General features: G+C 60.6%; 17 protein-coding genes. 13 read left to right on the plus strand and 4 right to left on the minus strand.

Features of this window, described 5'->3' with window-relative positions:
• Nucleotides 1-3: 3 nt before the first annotated feature.
• Nucleotides 4-13,131, minus strand: a complete 13,128-nt coding sequence (locus FIU90_RS04520; protein ID WP_152433699.1) for a DUF5801 repeats-in-toxin domain-containing protein — start codon at nt 13,129-13,131, stop codon at nt 4-6.
• Nucleotides 13,132-13,604: 473 nt separating this feature from the next.
• On the opposite strand from FIU90_RS04520, the gene FIU90_RS04525 reads away from it, so the two are divergent.
• The 5 genes from FIU90_RS04525 to arsB all read left to right on the plus strand — a co-directional run bounded on the left by FIU90_RS04525 (nt 13,605) and on the right by arsB (nt 16,827).
• Nucleotides 13,605-14,255 carry a hypothetical protein gene (locus tag FIU90_RS04525; RefSeq protein WP_152433700.1) on the plus strand — a complete coding sequence of 217 codons (651 nt, stop codon included), beginning with the start codon at nt 13,605-13,607 and terminating at the stop codon, nt 14,253-14,255.
• 173 nt (nt 14,256-14,428) lie between these two features.
• Nucleotides 14,429-14,785, plus strand: coding sequence for a helix-turn-helix transcriptional regulator (locus FIU90_RS04530; protein WP_152433701.1), 357 nt, complete (start codon nt 14,429-14,431; stop codon nt 14,783-14,785).
• The gene (locus tag FIU90_RS04535; RefSeq protein WP_152433702.1) at nt 14,785-15,255 is read left to right on the plus strand and encodes an ArsI/CadI family heavy metal resistance metalloenzyme; all 471 of its coding nucleotides are present in this window, start codon (nt 14,785-14,787) and stop codon (nt 15,253-15,255) included. The genes FIU90_RS04530 and FIU90_RS04535 overlap by 1 nt, the downstream gene beginning before the upstream one ends.
• Nucleotides 15,256-15,262: 7 nt before the next feature.
• A complete protein-coding gene (locus tag FIU90_RS04540) occupies nt 15,263-15,763 on the plus strand; it encodes an arsenate reductase ArsC (protein WP_152433703.1) in 501 nt (166 codons plus the stop codon).
• Complete coding sequence (gene arsB, locus FIU90_RS04545) at nt 15,760-16,827, plus strand: ACR3 family arsenite efflux transporter (RefSeq protein WP_152433704.1); 1,068 nt, start codon at nt 15,760-15,762, stop codon at nt 16,825-16,827. The genes FIU90_RS04540 and arsB overlap by 4 nt, the downstream gene beginning before the upstream one ends.
• A 190-nt stretch (nt 16,828-17,017) precedes the next feature.
• Here the strand turns inward: arsB and FIU90_RS04550 are convergent, their stop codons facing one another.
• A complete protein-coding gene (locus tag FIU90_RS04550) occupies nt 17,018-17,407 on the minus strand; it encodes a helix-turn-helix domain-containing protein (protein ID WP_152433705.1) in 390 nt (129 codons plus the stop codon).
• Nucleotides 17,408-17,482: 75 nt separating this feature from the next.
• Between FIU90_RS04550 and FIU90_RS04555 the strand changes: the two genes are divergently transcribed.
• The 4 genes from FIU90_RS04555 (at nt 17,483) to FIU90_RS04570 (ending at nt 19,983) form a co-directional block, all read left to right on the plus strand.
• Nucleotides 17,483-17,830 carry a mercuric transporter MerT family protein gene (locus tag FIU90_RS04555; protein WP_152433706.1) on the plus strand — a complete coding sequence of 116 codons (348 nt, stop codon included), beginning with the start codon at nt 17,483-17,485 and terminating at the stop codon, nt 17,828-17,830.
• Complete coding sequence (locus tag FIU90_RS04560) at nt 17,823-18,035, plus strand: GDCCVxC domain-containing (seleno)protein (RefSeq protein ID WP_152433707.1); 213 nt, start codon at nt 17,823-17,825, stop codon at nt 18,033-18,035. The genes FIU90_RS04555 and FIU90_RS04560 overlap by 8 nt, the downstream gene beginning before the upstream one ends.
• A gap of 208 nt (nt 18,036-18,243) precedes the next feature.
• Complete coding sequence (locus FIU90_RS04565) at nt 18,244-19,530, plus strand: sensor histidine kinase (protein ID WP_152433708.1); 1,287 nt, start codon at nt 18,244-18,246, stop codon at nt 19,528-19,530.
• 78 nt (nt 19,531-19,608) lie between these two features.
• Nucleotides 19,609-19,983: a response regulator gene (locus FIU90_RS04570; protein WP_152433709.1), complete on the plus strand. Its 375-nt coding sequence runs from the start codon at nt 19,609-19,611 to the stop codon at nt 19,981-19,983.
• A gap of 89 nt (nt 19,984-20,072) precedes the next feature.
• Here the strand turns inward: FIU90_RS04570 and FIU90_RS04575 are convergent, their stop codons facing one another.
• Nucleotides 20,073-20,345: an usg protein gene (locus tag FIU90_RS04575; RefSeq protein WP_152433710.1), complete on the minus strand. Its 273-nt coding sequence runs from the start codon at nt 20,343-20,345 to the stop codon at nt 20,073-20,075.
• Nucleotides 20,342-20,575: a hypothetical protein gene (locus FIU90_RS04580; protein WP_152433711.1), complete on the minus strand. Its 234-nt coding sequence runs from the start codon at nt 20,573-20,575 to the stop codon at nt 20,342-20,344. The genes FIU90_RS04575 and FIU90_RS04580 overlap by 4 nt, the downstream gene beginning before the upstream one ends.
• A 264-nt stretch (nt 20,576-20,839) precedes the next feature.
• Between FIU90_RS04580 and groES the strand changes: the two genes are divergently transcribed.
• The 4 genes from groES (at nt 20,840) to FIU90_RS04600 (ending at nt 24,159) form a co-directional block, all read left to right on the plus strand.
• The gene (gene groES / locus FIU90_RS04585; protein ID WP_152433712.1) at nt 20,840-21,154 is read left to right on the plus strand and encodes a co-chaperone GroES; all 315 of its coding nucleotides are present in this window, start codon (nt 20,840-20,842) and stop codon (nt 21,152-21,154) included.
• A 57-nt stretch (nt 21,155-21,211) separates the two neighbouring features.
• Nucleotides 21,212-22,831 carry a chaperonin GroEL gene (gene groL / locus FIU90_RS04590; RefSeq protein ID WP_152433713.1) on the plus strand — a complete coding sequence of 540 codons (1,620 nt, stop codon included), beginning with the start codon at nt 21,212-21,214 and terminating at the stop codon, nt 22,829-22,831.
• A gap of 248 nt (nt 22,832-23,079) precedes the next feature.
• Nucleotides 23,080-23,556, plus strand: coding sequence for an Hsp20 family protein (locus FIU90_RS04595; protein ID WP_172970316.1), 477 nt, complete (start codon nt 23,080-23,082; stop codon nt 23,554-23,556).
• Nucleotides 23,557-23,658: 102 nt separating this feature from the next.
• Entirely contained in the window at nt 23,659-24,159 is a 501-nt protein-coding gene (locus tag FIU90_RS04600; protein ID WP_152433714.1) for an Hsp20/alpha crystallin family protein, read from the plus strand.
• Nucleotides 24,160-24,163: the final 4 nt, after the last annotated feature.

Below are 24,163 nucleotides of genomic sequence, written 5' to 3' on the forward strand. Positions count from 1 at the left end.
AAATCAGGCTGTTACCGTGCTTGCGGCGGCTTCATCGAGCGGCGCATCCATTGGCGCCATCGGACCGATGGAGTGAGCGGCGTTGTCGATCATCTGGTCCAGCAGGCCGGTGTCGATGGTCCCCGCCTTTGCCGTCAGGTAGCCTGCGGCCTCGGCTGGCCCGGTCAGGCCCTCGATCATCTGTTCGAGCGCCGCGTCCATCGTGATCTCGGCGATGACGGCATTCGCATCGGCTGCGATGACGTCCACCATCGGATCGCCGGAAGCGCCTGCCGCCAGTGCATCTGCGCCCGGCTCGATGGCGAGCAACGCCTCCATCGCCTGGTCGACGCCCGATGCCGGGCCATCGAAGAAGGCCGACATGGCCGGTGCCTCGAAGCCCGCCTCGTCGCTACCGTAAGGCTCGAGCTCCATGGGCCTGTCCTGAAGGCCGATAATCATCTCGGAAGACGAGGCAATCGCGCTTTCGCCCGAGAGGCCGCTCCATTCGATCGAACCCACATCCACGCCGAAGTCGAATTCGGCATGCAACAGCTCTGACGGCGCCTCGCCTGCGAAGAATGCCTGCGGTGCGGTCGCGTCCAGCTCACCGTCGAACGCCACGAGGTCGTAGCCCACGGTGCCCGTCCGGAGGGTCGACATTCCTGCATCGCCGGCAATCGCCTGATCGATGAGGATCGCGCCCGAGATTGCGGCGACGAGAGTCATCTCGCTCATCCGCATGTCGCTGCGATACGCCTCGAGCGTCGATGAGAAGTGCTGCAAACCGGTGCTCGATCCACCGTCCGAGGCGTTGTCATTGCCCGGCTCGGTCGCGAATGCGCTGTCGGCCACTTCGCCCGTGCTGCCGTCGGACCAAGTGAAGGTCGAAGTGCCGAAGACTGTGACATCGCCGCCCGCCGCTTCGCTGATTTCCCCGTCCGATACGAGCGTGATTGCGGTGATCCCGGCGTCGACGAGGCTTACGAACTCGCCGGAATCCGCGATGCCGTTCTGGTTCGCGTCCTGCCAGACGCCGAAGTCGGCGAATGCATCGTCGGAGGCGTCGAGCACCCCGTCGCGATTGCTGTCGAACCGCGCGGCAACCGCTTCAAGGTCGGTCATCGCATCATTACCGAAGACGAACTCCGAAGCGTCGGTGACGGTGCCATCGCCATTGGCGTCGAAGGCGAGAATGGCATCGTCGCCGCCGACCCATGCAGTCGCTTCGCCGATGCCGTCGCCGTCATAATCGTACGTGACGCCCGCATCGAGGCCGACGAATTCCGCACCGTCTCCGTCAAGGTCGAGCACGATCGGCATGATCGCCGATGTCACGAGCGTTGTGAGGTCGGTGATGATCACGCCTTCGAGCTTGACCAGCGAGTCCTCGTTCACGTTAATGTTCGGGCGGTCCTGGTTGTAAATGTAGGTGTCGTTGCCGACCACAAAAGCGACAACCCGGTTCTCCCCGATATCATCCGAATTTCCGAGCGACTGGATGTATTGGACCGCGGCGGCGAGATCGGCCTCGGTCGTCAGCGTCAGCGCGCTCGAGAAGCTGTCGGACGTGCTGAAGGTGATGATGCCATCTTGGATCGCATGCGATTTGATCGTCTGGCCGCCGACCGTAAGGGTCGAATTCGTACCGTCCGTCCCGGAGGTATCCGAAGCCACGATCCGGGTGCCGCTATCGGTGAAATCGAGATCATCCACCGCTGTATCGAAATCGACGATCGTGTCGAAGCCAGAGATTTCTCCTGCATCGCCCGAGCCCGAAATCGTGACCGTGGCATCGCCATCGGCGATGCGGAAGTCGTCGCTGCCGGTTCCGCCAAACATGATGTCGGCACCTTCGCCGCCGTCGATAACATCGTTCGCGCCATCGCGGCCGACAAGGATGTCGTTCCCGCTGGTCCCATCGAGAATGGTTTCTCCAGCCTGTTCACGATTTACCGTGACGAAGGCGTTGTCATCGTCCGATCCGTGCGTGGCGGAATAGACGAAGCTGCCACCGGCATCGCCCGTGTCGGTGAACGTCGTTATGCCGCCCGAACGCGCGACTGTGCCATCGCTTGCCGAACCAACGCCGGTTATGGTCGTGCCGGCTTCATCGTTCGACAACAGCCAGTCGTCATCGATTGAAACGGTCGAGCCGCTATTGGTGATGACGACATCGTTCTTGGCGAAGTTCGTCGCCTCGGTGACGGCAGCGATATCGATCCGAAGAACTGCCGAATCCGTGTCTCCATCTGCATCGACCACGGTGTACTGGAAGTTCTCCACCTCCGGCACAGCCACCGCCGGAGGTTCATAGATGTAGCTGCCATCCGAGAAATCGAAGGTCAGTTCACCGCCGAACCCGGTCGTTACCGTAAAGGATGTTCCCGTGATCGGTGAGCCGGCGGACGGAGTGATGGTATTCACACCATCGAACACGTAGGTGATGCCATCGACCGTGATCGATTGAACCGCGATCCCGTTCGTCGCTGCCGTATCGTTGTCCAGCACCGAGCCGCTGATTGGCGGCGTTACAGCCTCGATCAGGGTTTCGACCAAGTCTTCGAAATTCTCTGCGAGTATCGGGTCGCCTGCACCGTCGAGATCGACATCGCGCAGGCGATCTTCATTGATACCGTTTCCGACGCCGATGGCGGTGACGTTGATGTCATTGTCATCGATAAAGGTCTGCCACTGCGCAGCCACGCTATCCGTCAGCGAATTGCCGCCTGTACCGGTCTGTTGGTTCGGATTGCCGTCGCTCAGGAAGAAGACCTGGTTGTTGGCGTTCGGATCCGGGGTGAATTCGGTCAGTACCTCGCTGATAGCATCGGTGAAATCGGTCGCACTTCTGAATGTGCGCGACCCACCCAGCTCGTTGTTGAGCCCGTCGATGGCGGCGGCAAACGATGCGAAATCGGTGAACTCGCCCTCAAGGTTCGACGTCGCGGAGAATGTGATCAGGGTGATCGTCACCGAGCCGGTCGTGTTCTCGAACAGCTCGAATGCGGCATCTTTCACTGCGTTCAACTGCAGGTTGAGTTCCGAATCGTCGACCGACCCGCTGAAATCGAGCACGAAGGCCGCGTTGATGTCCTGGTCGACCACCGTCGTATTTGCGACGTCATCGACTGCATCGGGCGCATCGTCGAAGATGTTGATAACGAAATCGTCGGATACGGGATCACCATCTCCGTCGGTGAGCGTGAGCGACACCGGTATGTCGACATCGATCGAGTTTTCGATCGTACCGACCTCGTCGAGATCGAGTTTGACCTGTCCCGACTCCTGGTAAACGTCGACAAAGCTGAGCGTTTGCCCTGCCGGTGCCGTGATGGTCACGGTTTCGGTCGAATTGCCTCCGGTGCCAGTCAGCGTGAAGCTCTCGGTCGTGCCGTCGCTGTAATGCGCGACGAAGTGCACGACGTCGCCGTTCCCGAAATTGCTGACCGAGAAGGTGGCGTAGGCCGCGTTGAGCAGATCCGTGCCACCTGGCGGGGAGTACGATCCGGCCCCGTCGTAATCGTCCAACGGGCCGAAATCGAACCGCATGAACTCGCCGGCATTGAGGTTGTTGTTGCCAAGCCCGAAGCCTGCGCTGGATCCATTCACATCGCTGCGCTGGCTGAGATCGGGGTTTGCCCCCGAAAGCCAGTCGGTCAGCTCGCCGCTGGTGAAGAGGCCCCCATTGCCGACTGGCTCCCATCCGGTGACGAAGACTAGATCGTCGCCAGTGCTGGTTTGCGAGACGATGACACTCTGGCTCGGACCGACTCCGAATGCGCCATCGGTGCCGATATCGATCGCGCTGATTACGGGATCGAGCGGAACGAGCAGATCGAACGTGTATTCGCCCGAGGTGCCTGCGGCCGGGTCGACCGTGATGGTGAACACTTCGAGATCGCCCGCGTTCAGCGTGCCGCTGTTGTCGTTGTCGACATAGGCGGTAAGGACGTTGCCGCTTTGCGAGGTGGCAAGCGGCTCTCCACCCGCGGTCAGGCCGGTCACGTCCGCATCGATCGTTGTGACGGCACCCGGACCGTCCGCACCCGCATCGAAGTTGAGCTCACCGACAAGCGGCGCCGCATCGGCATCATTCAGGACCTGCTCGTCAGCGATCGGCGAAGTGATCGCCGGTGCATCGTCGAAGAAGGAGAAGTTCGCGCTGATGTCGGCCGTCGTTCCGGCCGCGTCGCCGTCGCCATCGGTTGCCGAGAGCGAGACGGCAAGCGAACCTGCTGCGAGCTGCACAGGATCGTTCGGATCGCTGGCATCGAAGTTGCGCACGCTCATATACTGCTCGAGCGTGACCTCGCCCGTGTCCGGGTCGATCTCGAAGGCAAATGCAGATTCGTTTGTACCCGAGATCACGCCAACGACGACTGTTTCGCTGACTGAGATCATCTGGATCAGCGTGCCGTCGGTGGTGAAAAGCCCGGTGTTCGGGTTGGTAACCACGAGCGAATATTCGAGCCCGTCGACCGATCCGTCCGCACCCAGATCGGAGGTAACCGACAGGGCGTTCCCGCCAGTCGTAGCGCTGACTACCGTTGGGTCGGTCGACACGTCGGGGTCGCTGCCCTGCGTGAAGGTGTCGAGATCGATCGTCCCGGCACCTGCGGCGAGATCGGTTTCGTCGACTTCCGCAACGGCGTTCGGGTCGCTTGCCGCGCTGATGGTCGGAGCATCGTCGAAGAAGGTGATAACCGATGACAAATCCACCGCGGTGGTTTCGGCGGTGTCGCCGTCATCGTCGGTAGCCGTCACGACTGCGTTGAGCGAACCTGCAGCCAGCTGGACGGGATCGTTCGCATCGCTGCCATCGAAGTGACGCAGGCTCATGTACTGCTCGACAGTGATCTCGCCCGTCGTGGGGTCGATCTCGAAGGCGAACGCGGATTCGTTCGTTCCCGAGATCACGCCGACGACAACCGTGTCGCTGACCGAGATGATCTGGATCAGCGTTCCATCGGTCGTGAAGAGGCCGGTGTTCGGGTTTCCGACCTCGAGCTTGTATTCGAGGCCGCCGCCTGCCGCATCACCGTCCGCGCCGAAATCGGCGGTCACGGTCAGAATATTGCCGGTGCTGGTGGTGCCAACAAGAGTTGGGCCAGCCGCAACGTCGGGATCGGCGCCCTGTGTAAAGGTGCCGAGATCGATAATTCCTGCACCTGCGGCGAGATCGGTTTCGTCGATCTCGACGGCGGCCGCCGCATTTGTGACTGCGCTAACGGAAGGCCCATCGTCCAGGAAGGTGAGCGCACCGCCGATCGCGACAGTCCCGCTATCGGTGTCGGTGTCTCCATCGGTGATGGTGACGGTGGCGCTGATCTTCCCATCCAGAGTGAGCGCATCGTCGTGCTCGCCCGCGCTGTTGTCACCATCGACCGTGTGCTCGAGCGCGACATTCTGCGTCAGCGTAACCGTACCATCGGGATTGATCTCGACCGTGAAGGCCGTCTGCGGCCCGGTCCCGTCATCGTAAGTGCCGGTGATCAGCGTCGCACTGGTCTGGACCAGCGTGATCGGGAAATCGCCATTGGCGGTCGCAAGTCCGCTTGCCGCATCGTCGACCGAAAGCGTGAATGCGGTGCCACCATCACCATCGTTTCCGAAGTCGGCATTGAAACCGATCACCGAGCCCGTGGAGGTGTCGCTGATCGGGAAGCCTGCAGGCGATCCAGCATCGCTCTCGTCGACATCTACGCCCGTTCCGAGCGTTACATTGCTGAGCGCAGGAACGTCGTCGGTGAAGGACAGGTTCGATCCGATGTCGAGCGCGGCGCTGGCGGTGTCGCCGTCATTGTCGGTGACCGTGCCGATGAGCTGGACTAGGCCATCCGATGCCAGCGAAACGGTGCTGCCGTCGCTGCCGGTGCTGAGATCGTGATCGACGGCGCGGCTCTGGTCGAGCTTGACGCTGCCGCTGCCATCGACGGTGACGCGGAATACCTCGTCGCCCGTCGCCGCATCGGTAGCATCCGTGCCTTCGCGGCCAACAACTGCGCCTCCTTCGAGGAACAGGAAGACGCTGTTGCCAGTGTCGGTGTCGATCAGACCGGAATTCGATCCGTCGGTGACCGAAAGCGCGAAGCCGGTGCTTGCGATGCCGTCTTCACCGCCGCTGAAGGTGAAGTTGTCCGCGAAGTCATCGCTATCGTCGGTGCCGAAATCGGTGTCGCTGACGGTGAGACCGTCATTGACGCCCGAAAGCGCAGCGGACGGGCCATCATCGAAGAAGGCGAGCGCGGCGCCAACCGCGACGCTGGCGGTTTCGGTATCGCCGTCGCCGTCCTCGATTGTGACCGAAGCCTCGATCTTTCCATCGAGAGTGAGGAAGTCGTCGTGTTCGAGAGCGCTGTTGTCGCCGTCGACTAGGTGTTCGAGCGGTACGATCTGGTTCAGCGTTACCGTGCCATCGGGATTGATCTCGACCGTGAAAGCGGTCTGGTCGCCCGATCCATTGTTGAACGTGCCGGTGATCACCGTCGCGCTGGTCTGGACTAGCGTAATTGGGAAATCGCCGTCGGCGGTCACGACGCCGCTATTGGTGTCGGTTACGGTCAGCGCGAATGTCGTGCTGGCCGCGCCGTCTTCGCCGAAATCGGCGACGAAGCTGAGGATCGAGGCCGCCGAAGTGGCGCTCTGGGTGAGGCCGCCGCTCTCATCGACGCTGACCGAACTTCCAAGCGCGACGTTTGCGAGCGAAGGACCATCGTCGAGGAAGGTGAGCGCACCAGCGATATTGGCGGTTGCGGTGGCGGTGTCCCCGTCGCTGTCGACGATCGTCGCAGTCAGCGTGACAAGGTTGGCCCCATCGAGTGTCGCCGCATCGTTGTCGTCCATGTCGTCGGCTTGCTTCACGGCGCGCTGCTGATCGAGTGTGACCGCGCCCGCGCTATCAACCGAAACAGTGAAGACAAGTTCGTCGGTGGTTGCGGTGCGCCCTTCGACCACACCGCCATTGAGTACGAGGACAACAGCCTCGTCAGTCGCGGTATCGACCAAGCCAGTCGATCCGGCGTTTACGTCCAATGCATAGCTGATCGGCGTACCCGGATTGTCGGCGCCGAACGACGAGGTGAACAGCGTCGAGAAATCGGCTGTCGCGTCGGTCGAGAGATCTGTTTCGTCGACGGTGAGTGCGTCGGCTGCCGGATCGCTGGCGCTGATGCTCGGAAGATCGTCGGAAACTGCAATGCTGACGGTCGAGCTTGCGGTGTCGCCGTCGCCATCGGTTGCAACCACGTCGACATCGCCGAGATCCGCGAGATCGTCGCTGAGCGCGTCCGGGTGATCGTCGTAATTGTCGTTGAGCGTCGCGGTAACGGTGGCAGTGTCACCGGCGACCGCGAGATCGAGCGTCACCACGAGGCGTCCACCGTCTTCGCCGATGATCTGGTTGTCGTTGACCCGCGTCCACGTGAGGCCGCCGTCAAGGCCGCTTGTATCGCCGAACACGATCGAGGCGATGTCGTCCGAGCCCGGCGTGAAGACGATCGTGTCGCTGTCGAAATCATCGCCTGCCGGGTTCGATCCGTCGGCAAGGTTTGCATCGTCGAGGCCGAGCGAAATGTCCGGACCTGCCGTCGGGCCTGCACCGTCGGTGATGGTGATCGGCTGGTCGGCGGTGTCGAAGTCGCCATCGCCATCGGTGAGGGTGTAGGTGAAGGAGGCGTCGATATCGCCGCCGCTCTGATCGAGGTTGGGGTTCGGATCGAAGCTCCAGTTCCCGTCCATGTCGATCTTGTAGGTGCCGTTGGCGGTGATGACCGTCGCATCGCTTCCATCCTGCGGGACAACCGTTGTGGCACCATCGATAGTAATCGCAGTCACCGTTGCGCCGTCCGCGCCATCGGTGTCTGGTGTTCCGTCGGTGACAACATTGCCGCCGATGGTCCCGGCGGCGTCTTCGGCCACCGAAGCCGCCGGCTGGTCGGTCGCGGTCGGAATGTCGTCGATGATGCTGACTTCGATCGAGCCGGTGCCGATCAAATTGCCGAGCGTATCGCGCACTTCGTAGTCGAAGCTCTCCGCGCCACTAACGGTGTTGGTGCCGTTCTCATCAACCGTATCGGTGAAGGGCGTGTCGAGCGTGTAGGTGTATTCGCCCGTCGCGCTGTCGAGCACGAGCGTGCCGTAAGTGCCGTCGGCAGGCGAAAGCAGGGTATAGACCAGCGTGCCGGTCGAGCCGACCACGGTGATCTGGCCGTCTGTGTCGATCTCGCTGTCCGAGGTGGGATCACTGCCGTCGGCAAGACCCGCTTCGTTGACGCTCACATCGTTATCCGAGACCTCGCCCGGCGCATTGGTGATGTTGATCGTAAGGTTGGCGGTCGAGGTATCCCCGTCGCCATCGACAATGGTGTAGGTGAACACATCGGTCGTATCGGCATTGGTCGAGTTCGCAGCGGACTCGTATGAATACTCGCCCGTAACCGCATCGACGGTAAGCGTGCCAAGAGCTGTGGTGATGACGAGGTCGCCATCGCCATTAACGGTTGTCTGCGACGTGCCTTCGCCGACGCTCGTGATCTCGACTATGCCGGTCGGCGAACCGAGGCCGTCGGCGCCGGGCACATCGACCCCGCTGCCGTCATCGTCGGTCAGGACATTTCCGGTCACGGAGTCGCCCTCCGCGACATCGGCGCTGTTGTCCGTAGCCTCTGGCGTATCGTCGATGATGGTGATGTCGAGCGATGCGGTGTCGCTGGAGCCGTCGGTGTCGGTTGCGACCACGTCGAAGCTGTCGGTGAAAGAGCCGTCATCGGCTCCGGAATGGAGCAGCGAGTTGTCCTGCAGCTCGTAGCTGTAGGAGACGGTCGCCGAGACGACATCACCGTTTGCATCGGTGGTGGTGGTCACATCGGTGATCGTGAGCAGGCCGTAGACCGGATCGTCGATCGTCACCGGAGTGGTGATCGGGTTGTCCGCATCGAACACGGTAACCCCGCCCACGGTGAGCGTTTGCAGCCCGTCCTGGCTGGCAATGTCGAAGCTGCCGGTCTGGGTCAGCGCACCGGCATCGGGCGAGGAGCCATCGGCAAGATCGTCTTCATCGAACGTGGCTTCAGCATCGGCGCCGTCGAGCCCGGTGATGACCACCGGATCGTCCGCGCCGTTGATCGTGATCGTGACCGTGGTGGTCGCGGTGTCGCCGTCGCCATCGGTGATGGTGTAGGTGAAGGTTTCGGTGAGCGTCTCGCTCGCATCGAGGCCCTGGACGGTCTCGTTGCCGTTATCGAGCGTGTAGGTGTAGTCGCCGTTTGCATCGATCTGGAGCGAGCCATAGGCACCGGTAACGCCGGTCCCGACATTGCCGCTCACATCGCTGCCGGTATCGCCGAATGCGACCCCGGTGACTTCGGCACCGTCCGCACCAGGCGTGTCGGCTGCGCCGTCCGTCGCATTGGCATCCGTACCGCCCGAGCCGGTCAGGACATTCCCGTCGGCCACCAGCGGACCGTCCTCCGTCACGCTGTCCGCATCGGCTGATGCAGCAGGCACGTCGTCAATAATCGCGATTTCGAGATCGTCTTCGCTGAAATCACCATCCGCGTCCGTCACCCGGATTGTGAAGCTGTCCGACGTGTCATCGCCCGAGGTGTTCGTGCCCAGCGTATAGGTATAGCTGATCGATCCGTTCGTGATTCCGGTGATCTCGAGCGTACCGGAAGAGCCGGTGAAAGTCTGGCCGACTCCTGTCACTTCGACGCCATCAATCGTTACAATTCCCGGAGCGTCGGGCGCGGTGAAAGTGAATGAGCCCGCCGTCGTCTCGCTGTCCGAACCTGCATCCGAACCAGCCGGCGGACCGTCGAGACCCGCTTCATCCACGACCGTTCCCGCTTCCCCCGCCACGGGCAAGTCCAGCGTCGTCGGCGCATCGGCTATGGCGATCACAAGGTCGGCGGTCGCGGTGTCGCCGTCGCCATCGGTGATTGTGTAGGTGAATGTATCGGTAACACCCCCCGGCGTGCCCGGATCTCGGGTGTAAGTGTAAGTGCCGTCGTCCGCGATCGTGAGTGAGCCGTACATCCCCTGCACAGTCTCACCTGCAGTACCCGAGCCATTGGCGCCGACATAAGATGTGACACCCGCGCCATCTGCGCCCAGAGTATCATTATCCAGCACATTGCCACCGACCGGGCCGAATTCGCCCGCTGCAATCGAGTTTGAGTCGTCGTCTGCATCCGGCGCGTCGTCTGCGATAGCAATGACGATAGTGGTCGAAGCGGTGTCTCCGTCGTTGTCGGTGACCGAAATATCGAAGCTGTCGCTGTCGGGATCGGAGAGCGTGTTGTCGGTGAGCTCGTAGGTGTATTCGTAGACACCGTTGCTGAGTGTGACAGTGAGCACGCCCTTTGCGGTCGTAACGGTGCCGCCACCGGTTACATCCTCGCCATTGATGACGAGCGAGCCGATCGTGTCGTTGCCGGTGTTGATCGAGATCACGCCGCTGGTGAACTCGCTGTCGCTCGCCTCGTCCGAACCGGCCGGTTCGGTGCCGCGCGCAGGCAGACCGGCCTCGTCGACCGTGTCCTCGCCTTCGGCGGAGATCTCGGGCGTGGAATCGGGTTGCAGCTCGATCGTCACGGTTGCGGTCGAGGTATCCCCGTCGCCATCGGTGATCGTGTAGTCGAACGTTACCGTGCCTTCTTCGCCTGGACCAGGTGTGTAAGTAAAGGTGCCGTCACCGTTATAGGCAACGCTGCCGGTTCCGCTCAGAGTGCCATCAACCAATGCGATTTGGTCGAGCGCAACCCCGTCCGCACCCGGCGTATCGTTGGCGAAGGCATCGACGGTAACCGGCGCGTCCTCTTGGATCTGCGTCGCAGTGTCATCCACGGCAGTGGGCGTGTCGTCAGCGATCTCTATAGTGATGCTGGTCGACGCAGTGTCGCCATCGCCGTCGGTGATTGTGACATCGAAACTGTCGCTATCGGGATCGGTGAGCGTGTTGTCGGTGAGCTCGTAGCTGTATTCGTACCCGCCCACGACAGGTGTTACGGTAAGCACGCCCTTCGAGGTCGTGACGGTGCCGCCATTGGTTACGTCTTCGCCGTTGATGACGAGCGAGCCGATGGTGTCGTTGCCTGTGTCGATTGCGATCACACCGGTGGTGAATTCACTGTCGCTGGCTTCGTCGGAACCGGCAGGCTCGTCGCCGCGCGCGGGAAGGCCGGCTTCATCAACCGTATCCTCGCCTTCGGCTGCGATTTCGGGTGTCGAATCCGGAGCAAGCTCGATCGTCACCGTCGCGGTCGACTCGTCTCCATCGCCATCCGTGATGGTATAGTCGAATGTGACGGTGCCTTCCTCGCCCGGCTCTGGCGTGTAGGTGAAGGTGCCATCGCCATTGTAGACGACGCTGCCGGCACCGCTCAGAGTTCCATCGACCAGTGCAATTTCTTCGTCGGTAACACCGTCTGCACCCGGCGTATCGTTGGCGAAAACGTCGATCGTGACTGGCGTGTCTTCACCCTCGGGAGCCGCGCTGTCGTCGGTCGCTTCGGGCTCGTCGTCCTCGATAGCGATGATCAGGGTGTCTTCGGCGACGTCACCGTCCAGATCTTCGACGCGAATATCGACTTCGACCGTGTTGTCGTCGCCATCGGTATTGTCGCCAAGCGTGAACTCGTAGGTGATCGTGCCGTCGCCGGTGACCGGGTCAAAGGTGAAGCCCGTCACGATGAGCGTGCCGGTGCTATCGTCGATGACGGTCTGCGGCAAACCGTCGGGATCGAGCTCGACGCCGTTTAGCGAGACACTTTCGATTCCATCGGGTGAGTTGAATTCGATGACCGCGCCGGTCGTTTCCGATGTGTCGCTGTTATTGTTTGCATCGTCGTCCGCGATCTCTCCGCTGCCCACCGTTCCGTCTTCACGAGGTGGAAGGCCGGCTTCGGCAACCAGAGTACCGTCACCGACGCGCGGAACTGTCGTGATGATCCCTGGAGCATCTTCGATCTGGATCGTAAGAATTGCGGTAGAGGTGCTGCCGTCGCCATCGGCGATCGTGTATTCGAAGCTTTCTTCGACCCCGCCCGGCGTGTTGATGTCGCGGACATAGGTGTAGGTGCCGTCGGCATTCAGCGTGAGTGTGCCGTATTGGCCCTGAAGCGTTTCGCCCGGTTCGGCAGAACCGCTTTCGTTGGAAAAGCCCTGAACGGCGCCATCGGTGTCGTAGCCATCGGCTCCCGGCACGTCGTTTACGAGCACATCGCCTGTGATCGCGTCGTGTGAACCGGAAGGAACAATGCCGATATCGTCGGATGCGACCGGTGCATCGTCTTCGATGTTGACGGTGAGCGTGGCGGTTGCTTCGTCCCCGTCCGCATCGATAACGGTAACCTCGAAGAAGTCAGTGATGTCCTCGCCGGTGGTGTTGTCTTCGAGAGTGTAGGTGAAGCCGACTTCGCCCGTCTCAAGGTCGATGCTGGTGATCGTGAGCGTGCCGAGCGGCGAGGTGAAAGTCTGGCCGGGGCCGGTGATTTCCTGGCCATTGATCAGGATTGCGCGCAGGCCATCGGGCGAATCGAAGACGATTGTGCCACCCGTGGATTCGCTATCGGATTCGGACTGCGTGCCTTCGGGTTCTCCGACCTCGCCGTCGCCTCGTTCGGGCAGCCCGTCTTCACTGACTGTGACGGTCGCGTCGGGAACGCCTCCGGGGTTCTCCGGCGTTTCAATGACCACTTCCGGCTCTTCGTCGGATGCCGGAATGATTTCCTCTTCCTGATCTTCGGGAAAGGCGAGCTGGGTGAACGGCAGGAGATCGCCGATATCGAAAGCATCCTGGATCGCGCCTTCATCGTCGGCAAAATTACCGCCGGAGCTTTGCGGAGCACCGGCGGCGGGTTCGGGTTCGTTACCAAGCAGCAGTGCAGCTACGGTCTGCGGCGGGACGACGACGCCGTCTATCAGAATTTGGGGAACATTGATCGCGCCATCCGGGATGACGATACGGGAACCATCCTCCAATGTAATAACAAGGTCGCGCCCCTCGACCGATAAATCTTCCAGCGACGCGCCCGGCGGAAGGGCGATCTGTTCGCCCTGAGCGTTCACGACCGTCTCGCTGGCGGCCTCTGCCGGATCTCCGGCAAGGGAGTCGGTGCGCTCTTGGTTTGCGTCGTTTTCGAATTTCATTTCAATGCCGTCCTTGTCCGTCGGTTTTCACCGAGCGTGTGGAACAAGCACGACTAGAGGGCCCGCGAACCGCTCGCGTGCAGCACCATCGTGCTCGCTGCCCCGGTTTTATTTTTTTGACGGTGCGGCACCCTAACCAAGCACCACCCCCCGCAATGCTCCGTGATAAGATCAGTTTTCGAAAGTGGTTTCAAGCGTGTTAACCAGCCCCCTTAACTCAAGGCTAAGTTATTGATAATGTGAAAGAGTCGCTCATGCACCCGGCATCGGTTTAAGTTAACAGAGCAACGCGAGGCGTCAGCCGGGTTGGACGAATCGGGTCGTCAAGATCGAATCACTTGCCCGAATCTGGTCCGCTAGCGGTCTGAAATTGCCAAAGCTTTTGATTAGAATTAGGTTCTTGGCTGGTCCTGGCCGGCCCGCGAGCGCCTGGTGCGCTGCGTGACGCGATCCGGTCAGTGTGGGGGCAGGAAATGGATCGATATGCGAAAAGTGCGAAGACGCGCCATGGTCACGTGTTTCTGAGCGGCTATCTCGGTGCGATTGTAATCGCACTCCTGGCGGCTACGACCGTCCCTCAATTGCGGGACCCCGCTTCGCACGGCTCACTCGTGGGTAAAGCAGGTGATGCGGTTTCCGGCAGCTTCGATGCAAACGGCGCATCGCTGGCGGCCGGTGGTTTGGCGACGGATCCCGCTCGTACGGTTGCGCCATCATTGGATAGCGACGGCGATCGGCAGACCGAAAGCCAGTCGCCAGAAGGCGCGAATGACAGCGTGGCGAAGGAAGCGCACGGACTGGCGCAGATCGACTTCGACCTCGGTGAAACGGATGCTTCCGAAGCATCGCCGACCGGCCCCGGTGGCAGCATCGTGGAGGTGAGGAAAGCGCTCTATTCCGGGGATGTCGAACTGGGATCGCTATCGGTGACAATCGACCAGAACGCCCGCCTGTTCGTGCAACGCAACGATTTGCGGGCCTTGGTGCAGGGGGATGAGGCCAATGCCAGGCGTATCGCACGGATCGCAACCGATGGTCTTGTCTCATTCCAGCGGCTTCGCGAGTTCGGAGTGAAACTTCAGTACGATCCCATTGCCGACCGGATCGTCCTTCAGCCGGGCTGACATTGCGGAGCCTCCCAGGTCGACCCTCGGCCCGAGTTTCGATTGCACTGGGCAATACAACCTGCGGAGATCAAAGGCACCAGCCTGACCGGTAACAGTTAAGAGTCGTTGCCGTGTTGACACCTGCTTTACAATTCCATAATTCGATAGTTATCGAAATACTGGAGTGAACAGTGGAGGCCGACCGAGTAATCCGCGCCTTGTCTGCGCTGGCACAAGAGCACCGCCTCGCCGCGTTCCGGCTGCTGGTGCAAGCAGGCGAGCAAGGCGTTGCGGCCGGGGTGCTGGCCGAAAAACTCGATGTGCCGCCATCTTCCATGAGCTTTCACCTTGCCCAGCTGGCCAATGCGGGGCTGGTCACACAGCGCCGCGAAAGCCGCTCTATCATTTATTGCGCCGACTATGCCGCGATGAACGGGTTGATGGGATACCTCACCGAGAATTGCTGCGGCGGCCTATCCTGCTCCGAAGGCACGCCCGCTTCAAAGGACGCCACTTGCCTTCCCTCTACCCAAAGAAAGAGCGCCTGATGAAACGCTTTCACGTGCATGTCGGTGTGACCGACATCGACAAGTCCGTTGCCTTCTATTCGAGCCTCTTCGGTGCAGAACCGTCGGTGGTGAAGGCCGATTACGCCAAATGGACGCTCGAAGACCCACGCATCAATTTCGCGATTTCCAAGCGCGAAGGAGCGGCAAAAGGCATCGAGCATGTGGGGCTGCAGGTCGAGGACAAGGCCGAACTGGAAGAAGTCTATGCACGCATCAAGGCCGCAGACCGCCCGGTACTCGAAGAAGGTGCAACGACCTGCTGCTACGCGCAGTCCGAGAAAAGCTGGATCTCCGACCCCGATGGCGTGGTGTGGGAAGCCTTCCTGACCGAAGGCGAGAGCACGACCTATGGCGGCAACCCCGATCTCGACCGGCTTGCATCGGCAAATGCTTCCCCGAGCGCCTGCTGCGCACCGCAACCTGCTCAAGCAAAACCGTCCTGCTGCTGAGGCATCCATGTCAGACCAACCGATGAACGTCCTGTTCCTGTGCACGGGCAATTCCGCTCGCTCGATCCTGGGGGAGGCAATCCTCAATCACGACGGCGGCGGCCGCTTCAAGGCCTATAGCGCCGGGAGCAACCCCACCGGCACGGTCAATCCCTGGGCGATCCATACGCTTGAAATCCTGGGGTACCCGGCAGAAGGCTATCGTTCGAAAAGCTGGAGCGACTTCGCAGACGGACCCGAATTCGACCTGATCTTCACCGTTTGCGACAGCGCAGCGGCGGAAAGCTGCCCGGTATGGCCCGGGCGCCCTATCAGCGCGCATTGGGGCATTCCCGATCCCGCCGCGGTCGAGGGCAGCGACGAGGAGAAAGCGGCGGCATTCCTCGAGGCGTTCCGGATGCTCAAGCGGCGCATCGATCTGATGCTCGCCCTGCCTGTCGCGGAGCTTGAGCAATCCGCCTTGCACGAACAACTCCAGATTATCGGGAAAGAGGCCGACAAACGATGACGACGACGAGCGCTGCAATGGAGGCCCGTGCGGCGGGCCTCGGACTGTTCGAGAAATGGCTTTCGCTCTGGGTGGCCGTCGCGATCCTTGCCGGGATCGTGCTCGGCAACATCATGCCCGCTGCCTTCGCCCAGCTCGCCGGGATTGAATATGCCTCTGTAAACCTTGTCGTCGCCGTGCTGATCTGGGCGATGATCTTCCCGATGATGGTGTCGGTCGATTTCGGCGCCGTTCGCCGGGTGGGCGACAAGCCCAGGGGGCTGATCATCACGCTGACGGTCAACTGGCTGATAAAGCCATTCACCATGGCGGCGCTCGGTGTGCTGTTCTTCGAGGTCGTGTTTGCCGACCTCATCGCTCCTGCCGATGCACAGCAATACATCGCCGGGCTCATCCTGCTCGGCGCGGCACCCTGCACCGCGATGGTGTTCGTGTGGTCGCAGCTGACGAAGGGCGATCCGGCCTATACCCTTGTCCAGGTCGCCGCGAACGATCTCATCATGATCGTTGCTTTCGCGCCCATCGTCGCGATCCTGCTCGGGGTGACGGATATTTCGGTTCCATGGGAAACGCTGCTCTTGTCGGTCGGGCTCTATGTGGTCATCCCGCTTGCTGCGGGAGCCTTTGTGCGGCACAGGCTGCTCGCGGCGCATGGCGGCGATGAAAGCGCAGTTTCCGATTTCACCGCCCGGATGAAGCCGCTTTCGATCATCGGGCTGCTTCTGACCGTGCTTCTCCTGTTCGGCTTTCAGGCGGAAACGATCGTCACCCGCCCGCTGCTGATTGCGCTCATCGCGGTTCCGATCATCGTCCAGAGCTACGGCATTTTTCTCATCGCCTATGGCTGGGCAAAAGCATGGAAGGTGCCGCACGCCGTGGCTGCGCCATGCGCGCTGATCGGCACGTCCAACTTCTTCGAGCTTGCGGTTGCGGTCGCCATCGGCCTGTTCGGGCTGGGCAGCGGCGCGGCGCTCGCAACCGTCGTGGGGGTTCTCGTGGAAGTGCCGGTCATGCTCTCGCTGGTGGCCATCGCCAACCGGACACGCGCCAGCTTCCCGGAATAGCAGTCGCTAGGCGGCGTGGACCAATTCGGTCCGGTCCCGACTTGTCCCTATGGGATTGGACCAAAATCCACCCTCACGGCGTTGCGAACGCTTGAAAGTGCGCTGCACTTCCTGCGCGTCCGCGCCTTGTGAGATGCGGATTTTGCCTCCAACCGTGATCCGTACAGAATTGGTCCACGCCGCCTAAGGCTCACGCACCTGCGGCAAGACTTTCGACGACGGGACAACGATCCTCGGATCTTTCGCCGCAGCGCGATACCAGCACGGCGAGTGCTGCTTCCATCTTTTTGAGGTCGGCAAGTTTCTTGCGGACATTCGCTAGGTGCTGCTCGGCGATGGCCTGCACTTGCTCGCAGTTCGCGTTGGGATGAGGCGCAAGATCGAGCAGCGCCTGCACCTCCTCGAGCGAAAATCCGAGTTCACGCGCCCGCCTCACGAAACGCAGGCGCTCCACGTCCTCGGGGCCATAATCGCGATAGGTCCCCTTGCGTGGCGGCGGGGCGATCACGCCGATCCGCTCGTAATAGCGGATGGTCTCGATGTTGCACCCGCTGCGCTTCGATACTTCGCCGATCTTCATCACAACGCCCCTTGAGTCTGTAGTTGCTACAGACTGTAAATATGAGCGCGACTCGGATTTCGCAAAGGGGATCGCATGAAAAGCATCGCGCAATGGTGGAGCGGACTGGCTGCAGGAGGCGGCATTGCCGCGGCGTTCGGCGCGGCCACCTGTTGCGCTTTGCCGCTGGGTCTTGCCTCGATGGGGATAGGGACGGCATGGCTTGGCGGGATTTCTCCTGTCGTCGCTCCCTATCGCGCGCCGCTCCTTGTGGTTGCGGCGGTCCTCCTTCTGGTGGCAGCAATCCGGCTGGCGAGGCAGGTCTGGATGGCCCGAACCTGTCCTGCGGACGCTGCTTGCGGTTCACCGACCTACCGCGTCCTGACGGCTATCGGGATCGTCATTGGGGTGGCGCTACTGGCCGGGGCCTATCTTTATGGCTGATCCGATCCTGGTTTCGCGCATCCGCTGCCCCGAATGCGGATACGAAAAGGACGAAGAGATGCCGACCGACGCCTGCCGGTTCTTCTACGAATGTTCGGGCTGCGGCGCGCGGCTGAAGCCGCTTGCAGGCGATTGCTGCGTTTTCTGTTCATACGGCACGGTCGCGTGCCCGCCTATTCAGGAAGGGAGCAGATGCGGAGAGTGAAACTCGCGTTGAAGTGACCGCTGCGCGTCTGCCCTCATAGCGCGGAAAGTAGCCTGCGAATCGAAAGGTCTGCATTAGATTCAAGCACTGCCACTCCGCGCTAAGCAGTATCCCTGCTGCGTCCCAAAGCATTGATATTTGGAAAAGTTTGCGTAAAGTCGTGATTCGATGGGATAGTCCCGCACGGAAGTCTTGAAAGGGGTTTCCCATGCCGCACACGGCCAAGGCTTCACGTATTTCCTCGCGTTGGATTATTGCGGTTTTAATCGTCATTGCGATTGCGCTTGCCGCAGCGTTTTTCTGGCTCTGGTCGACCGAACAATCTGCCAGAGAGCGTTCGCTTGAAGGCCGGACTTTCCTTACCGAACTCGAAGAAACTGTCCGCGTCGGCGTCGAGGCGGAAACGGGCCAGCGCGGCTATCTACTCACCCTGGATAGAGACTACCTCCAGCCTTACATGCGCGCCTCGGACCAATGGTTGCCTGCGATTGCAGCATTGCGTGAGGATCATGCCGCTATCCTCGATCAGCAACAGCTAGGAACAGTCGAGCAGATGGAAGAAGTGGCGCGGCAAAAGCTCAATGAGCTTGCCCGCACTATCGAGCTGGCCGACGAAGGTCGCCGGGATGAAGCGCTTGAGCTCGTACAAACCGACCTTGGTATGCAATTGATGGCGAGCTATCGCAGTCTTGTGGACGATCTGCGTTCAGCGGAGAACGCCCGCAACCTCCAATCGCTCGCCGAGGCGGAGCGGGTGTCGACCCTTATCGCCCCGATCATTGCGCTTCTTCTCCTGACCTTGCTGGCGATCTCACTGCTTGGCCTTTGGCTCGAACGCCGCACGGCGAGAGCGGAATTCAAGGTGATCGAGAACGAGGAACTGCGCGCCGCTCGCAACCGTGCTGATCTGCTGACAAGGGAGCTTAACCACCGGGTGAAGAACCTCTTCGCAGTGGTTATGTCGATTGTGTCGCTTTCGGCACGCGGGGCGACCGACCTCGACGAGACGCTCAAGAAAATCCGCGACAGGATTTACGCCCTGTCGCTTGCCCACGAGGCGAGCCAGGGGAAGATCAATGAAAAGATTGTCCCGTTATCAGACCTGCTCAGGACCACCCTCGCGCCTTACGGGATAAACGAGGGCCGTTTTGAAATTTCTGGGCAGCCCGTCGATCTGCCGGTGAAGGCGGTCACACCATTTGGGCTTATACTTCACGAGCTTGCGACAAACGCGGCGAAATACGGCGCACTCACCAGTGAAGACGGCCGGGTGATCATCGACTGGGACGTGATCGACGGCGATGTCGAACCGGAGATCCGCTTCACATGGAAAGAGCGCGGAGTTCCCATCACAAAACCGCCGGAAAAGGACGGTTTCGGTTCGGTCATGATCCGCAGCTCGGCGCGCCAGATGGGTGGGATCGCTAAAAGGGAATTCGAACCTGAAGGGATCGATGTCGAGATCAGGTTCCCAGTGCGTGCCGAAATTTTCTGACTCTTTTTGAGAACTTTGCCTTTACTGTTGCGTTTTGTGCTTGAATCAGGGTTCCGCTAAAGGAGTGAAGACGCGGATATGCACAGACTTCGCGACAGATGTGTCCTCATCGTCGAGGACGAAAGTCTCGTAGGAATGGAAATCGAATTTGCTGTAACGGATCTCGGTGCAAAGTCGCTTGGCCCTGCGGTTTCGATTGACGAGGCTATGCGCCTCATCGCGCAGGAAGGTAACGGCATCGACGCGGCCGTTCTTGACGTCGACCTTAATGGGGAAGAGGTGTTCCCTGTTGCCAACCGATTGAAGGAACTTGGAATTCCTTTCCTGTTCCACACTGGCAACGCAAACCTCGACGATCTCAGAACAGACTACGAAGGCGCACCCATCTGTGTGAAGCCCACCCCGCCGGAAAAGCTGCTCGAGCAAATCCGCGACCTGCTTTTCGAGGAGTGACAGACCGGGCGCCCTAAGCGTCGGCCGCCATCCGCATTTTTCGATCCTTGGACGCCGCTCACGCTGTCAACGGCGCCTCCGCCGACTTCTCATTCGTCCCAGGATATAACCCCGTCGACCGGACGCCATGTGGCCGGGCCGAGCAGCTTGTCGTGAGCGATCCGGACTGACCTGATTTCTGCTTCGATCTCCCTTCCCCAGTACGCAAGGAATTCGAACAGCACCGGAAAATCCGGCGCGGCATCATATTCCTGCCAGGCATAGATCTGCAGGAGCGACGGGTGATCGGGCATAAAGTAACAGATTTCGGCCGTGGTCAGTCCGTATCCGTCCAACTGAACCAGGAACGCCGGGTCCGTCATTGCAGTGTAGGCTGGCTGCCGGGGTTGTCGAGCGAGCGCATGGCGGCGAAAACATCGTCGAGCGGAACCGGGTTGTCCAGTTCGGGCGGCTTGCGCAGCGATGGATGGTTCTCGACAGTATTCCTGTCCGAGGCCCAGGATGCCAGAATTGCGCGCTTCACTTCCGGCTCGAGCGAGGGATGGTGTGCGATGTCGAAGGGATGCAGGTACCGTGAGAATGGTTGCGACATGGAAACCTCCTCCTTTCTGGCTTGCCGCTATTCACTCACAGCGGATTGCTCCGCGAGCTGACATTTTGGGAATCGAATTCACGCCGTCAAGCCCTTGAAAAGGGAGCGAGCCACGCGGTTGGCAGCCAAGATTCAGGACCGCCAAAAAAAATCTGCTTTTGACCTCTTGAAGCCGTTTTCGGCAAAACTAGATCGCCAGATGGCCCCTGCCGATCATTCGGGGGAGGCGCTGTAAGTCATATCGCTTTGTAATGGAGGTTATGCATGCATTTCAAACCTTTGCACGATCGTGTGTTGGTTCGCCGCATCGAAGCCGAAGAGAAGACGGCCGGCGGCATCATCATCCCTGACACCGCCAAGGAAAAGCCGATGGAAGGCGAAGTCGTCGCTGTCGGACCCGGTACGCGTGACGAGAACGGCAAGCTGATCGAGCTCGGCGTTCAGCCGGGACAACGCATCCTGTTCGGCAAGTGGTCGGGAACCGAAGTGCGGATCGATGGAGAGGACCTGCTCATCATGAAAGAGAGCGACATCCTCGGCATCGTCGAAGCCACCGCCGAGCTCAAAAAGGCGGCTTAATCCAGGCACGTTCGATCTTCTGTTCAACCGAAAGAAGCATGGAAAGGAGTAGGCCAAATGGCTGCTAAGGAAGTCAAATTTGCGTCGGATGCGCGCGATCGCATGCTCCGCGGCGTGGATACGCTTGCAAATGCGGTCAAGGTAACTCTCGGCCCGAAAGGCCGTAACGTCGTGATCGACAAGAGCTTTGGTGCTCCTCGCATCACGAAAGACGGCGTGACCGTCGCCAAGGAAATCGAACTCAAAGACAAGTTCGAGAACATGGGCGCTCAGATGCTGCGCGAAGTCGCCAGCAAGCAGAACGATAAGGCCGGCGATGGCACCACCACCGCCACCGTCCTTGCCCAGGCCATCGTTCGCGAAGGCGCCAAGGCGGTTGCTGCCGGCATGAACCCGATGGACCTCAAGCGCGGCATCGACCTCGCGGTCAGCACCGTGGTCGAGGACATCAAGGCTCACGCCAAGGAAGTGTCCGACAACAGCGAAATCGCCCAGGTCGCAACGATCTCGGCCAATGGCGATGAAACCGTCGGCCGCATCCTGGCAGAAGCCATGGAAAAGGTCGGCAATGAAGGCGTGATCACGGTCGAGGAAGCCAAGAGCCTCGAAACCGAGCTCGAAACGGTCGAGGGTATGCAGTTCGACCGCGGCTATCTCTCGCCCTATTTCGTGACCAACGCCGAAAAGCTGAAAGTAGAACTCGAGGATCCCTACATCCTCATCCACGAGAAGAAGCTGTCGAACCTGCAGGCGCTTATCCCGCTGCTCGAGCAGGTCGTGCAGTCGAACCGTCCGTTGCTCATCATCGCGGAGGACGTGGAAGGCGAAGCCCTGGCAACGCTCGTGGTCAACAAGCTGCGTGGCGGCCTCAAGGTCGCTGCGGTCAAGGCTCCCGGCTTCGGCGATCGCCGCAAGGCCATGCTGCAGGATATCGCTATCCTGACTGCTGGCGAAGTCGTGAGCGAGGAACTTGGCACCAAGCTCGAGAATGTCACGCTCGGCATGCTCGGCTCGGCCAAGAAGGTCATCATCGACAAGGACAACACCACCATCGTCGATGGCGCTGGCAAGAAGGCCGACATCGAAGCACGGGTCAACCAGATCCGCGCCCAGATCGAAACCACGACCAGCGACTATGACCGCGAAAAACTGCAGGAACGCGTGGCCAAGCTGGCTGGCGGCGTTGCCGTCATCCGTGTTGGCGGCGCCACCGAAGTCGAGGTCAAGGAGCGCAGGGACCGCGTGGACGACGCGCTGCACGCAACCCGCGCAGCCGTCGAGGAAGGCATCCTTCCGGGTGGCGGTATCGCCCTCCTGCGCGCGCTCAAGTCGCTCGAGAATCTCAAGGCTGCCAATGACGACCAGCAGTCGGGTATCGACATCGTCCGCCGCGCGCTACGCGCTCCGGCACGCCAGATCGCCGAGAATGCGGGAGAGGACGGTGCCTATATCGTCGGCAAGCTGCTCGAAGGAGACGACTACAACCACGGCTTCAACGCCGCGACCGGCGAATATGAAGACCTGGTGAAGTCGGGTGTCATCGATCCTGCAAAGGTGGTGCGAACCGCGTTGCAGGATGCAGCTTCGGTCGCATCGCTGCTGATCACCACCGAGGCTTTGGTGGCCGAACTGCCCAAGGAAGATGCGCCAGCCCCGATGCCGGCGATGGACTTCTAAGGGCTCTTCCTAGGCTGCCAATTCTCCTGGAAAGCCGGACAGGCGCGCTCGCGAGGGCGCGCCTGTTTGCAATTTAATCAATTGATAAATAATCGAAAAAAAATTTGAACGGGCTTGAAACCAACGGCGCTTTTCCTAGTTATATTGATACCGGATGCCATAACGGGTCCGGTTGGACATTAGAGCGTCAGCTCTTTCGTTCGCTGGCGCTTCTCGTGCCCAGATTGCTCAATAAGGAGGATTTGGAAATGAGAACTGCATTTGATTTGACCCCTTATCGTCGCTCGACGGTTGGCTTTGACCGCCTGTTCGATGCGCTTGAAAATGGCTTCCGCGCCGACGCGCAGGACAGCTATCCACCTTTTGATATCGTGCGCACCGGTGAAGACAGCTACCGGATCACCCTTGCGGTGGCCGGCTTCCGTCCGGACGAAATCGACATCACTGCCCAGCAGAACCAGCTCGTCATCTCCGGTCAGAAGGCCGAAAAAGACGAGGAAGGCGTCGAGTTCGTACATCGCGGCATAGCAGCCCGCGCGTTCGAACGTCGTTTCCAGCTGGCCGATTACGTCGAGGTGCAAAACGCTTCGTACGAAAATGGCATGCTCACGATCTCGCTCCAGCGGATCGTTCCTGAGTCCCTGAAGCCGCGCAAAATCGCGATCGGCGGCCAGGAGCATGGCAACGACGACACGCCGCAGCTCACCGAGGAGAAGGCGGCCTAAGCTCTAACCATCGGGCAGATATCGGCGGGGTGGGTGCCATCGCACCTGCCCCGCACGATAGAGTTGCGCCCGGACCAGTCGGATGAAAGGAGAAATGTCGAGATGGCAATTCGCGATCTCATTCCCTGGAAAAGCCAGGGCCAAGACATCGCTCCCCGGCAGGAGGAGCGTGTAGATCTTCCGGTGATGTCGCTTCACCGGGATATCAATCGGTTGTTCGACGACATGTTTCGCGGTTTTTCCATGCCTTCGCTGCCGTCCATGGGACGCAGCCTTGGCTGGCCCAGCGTCGAATTGTCGGAGAACGACAAGGAAATCCGTGTCATGGCCGAACTGCCGGGCATGGAAGAAAAGGACATCGAACTCAGCCTCGACGACCATCAGCTGGTGATCCGGGGTGAGAAGAAGTCTGAAACAAACGACGAGGAACGCGGCTATTCCGAACGCAGCTACGGCCGGTTTGAACGCCGCATAGGCCTCCCCTCGCAGATCGAGGAGGACAAGGTAGAGGCCGCATTCCGTAACGGCGTCCTGACCGTTACAATCCCTCGTACTGCGGAAGCGGCAAAAGGCCGCAAGACAATTCCGATCAACGCCAGGTAATGGC

This window comes from Erythrobacter sp. THAF29 (genome assembly GCF_009363635.1).
Taxonomy (GTDB): domain Bacteria; phylum Pseudomonadota; class Alphaproteobacteria; order Sphingomonadales; family Sphingomonadaceae; genus Erythrobacter.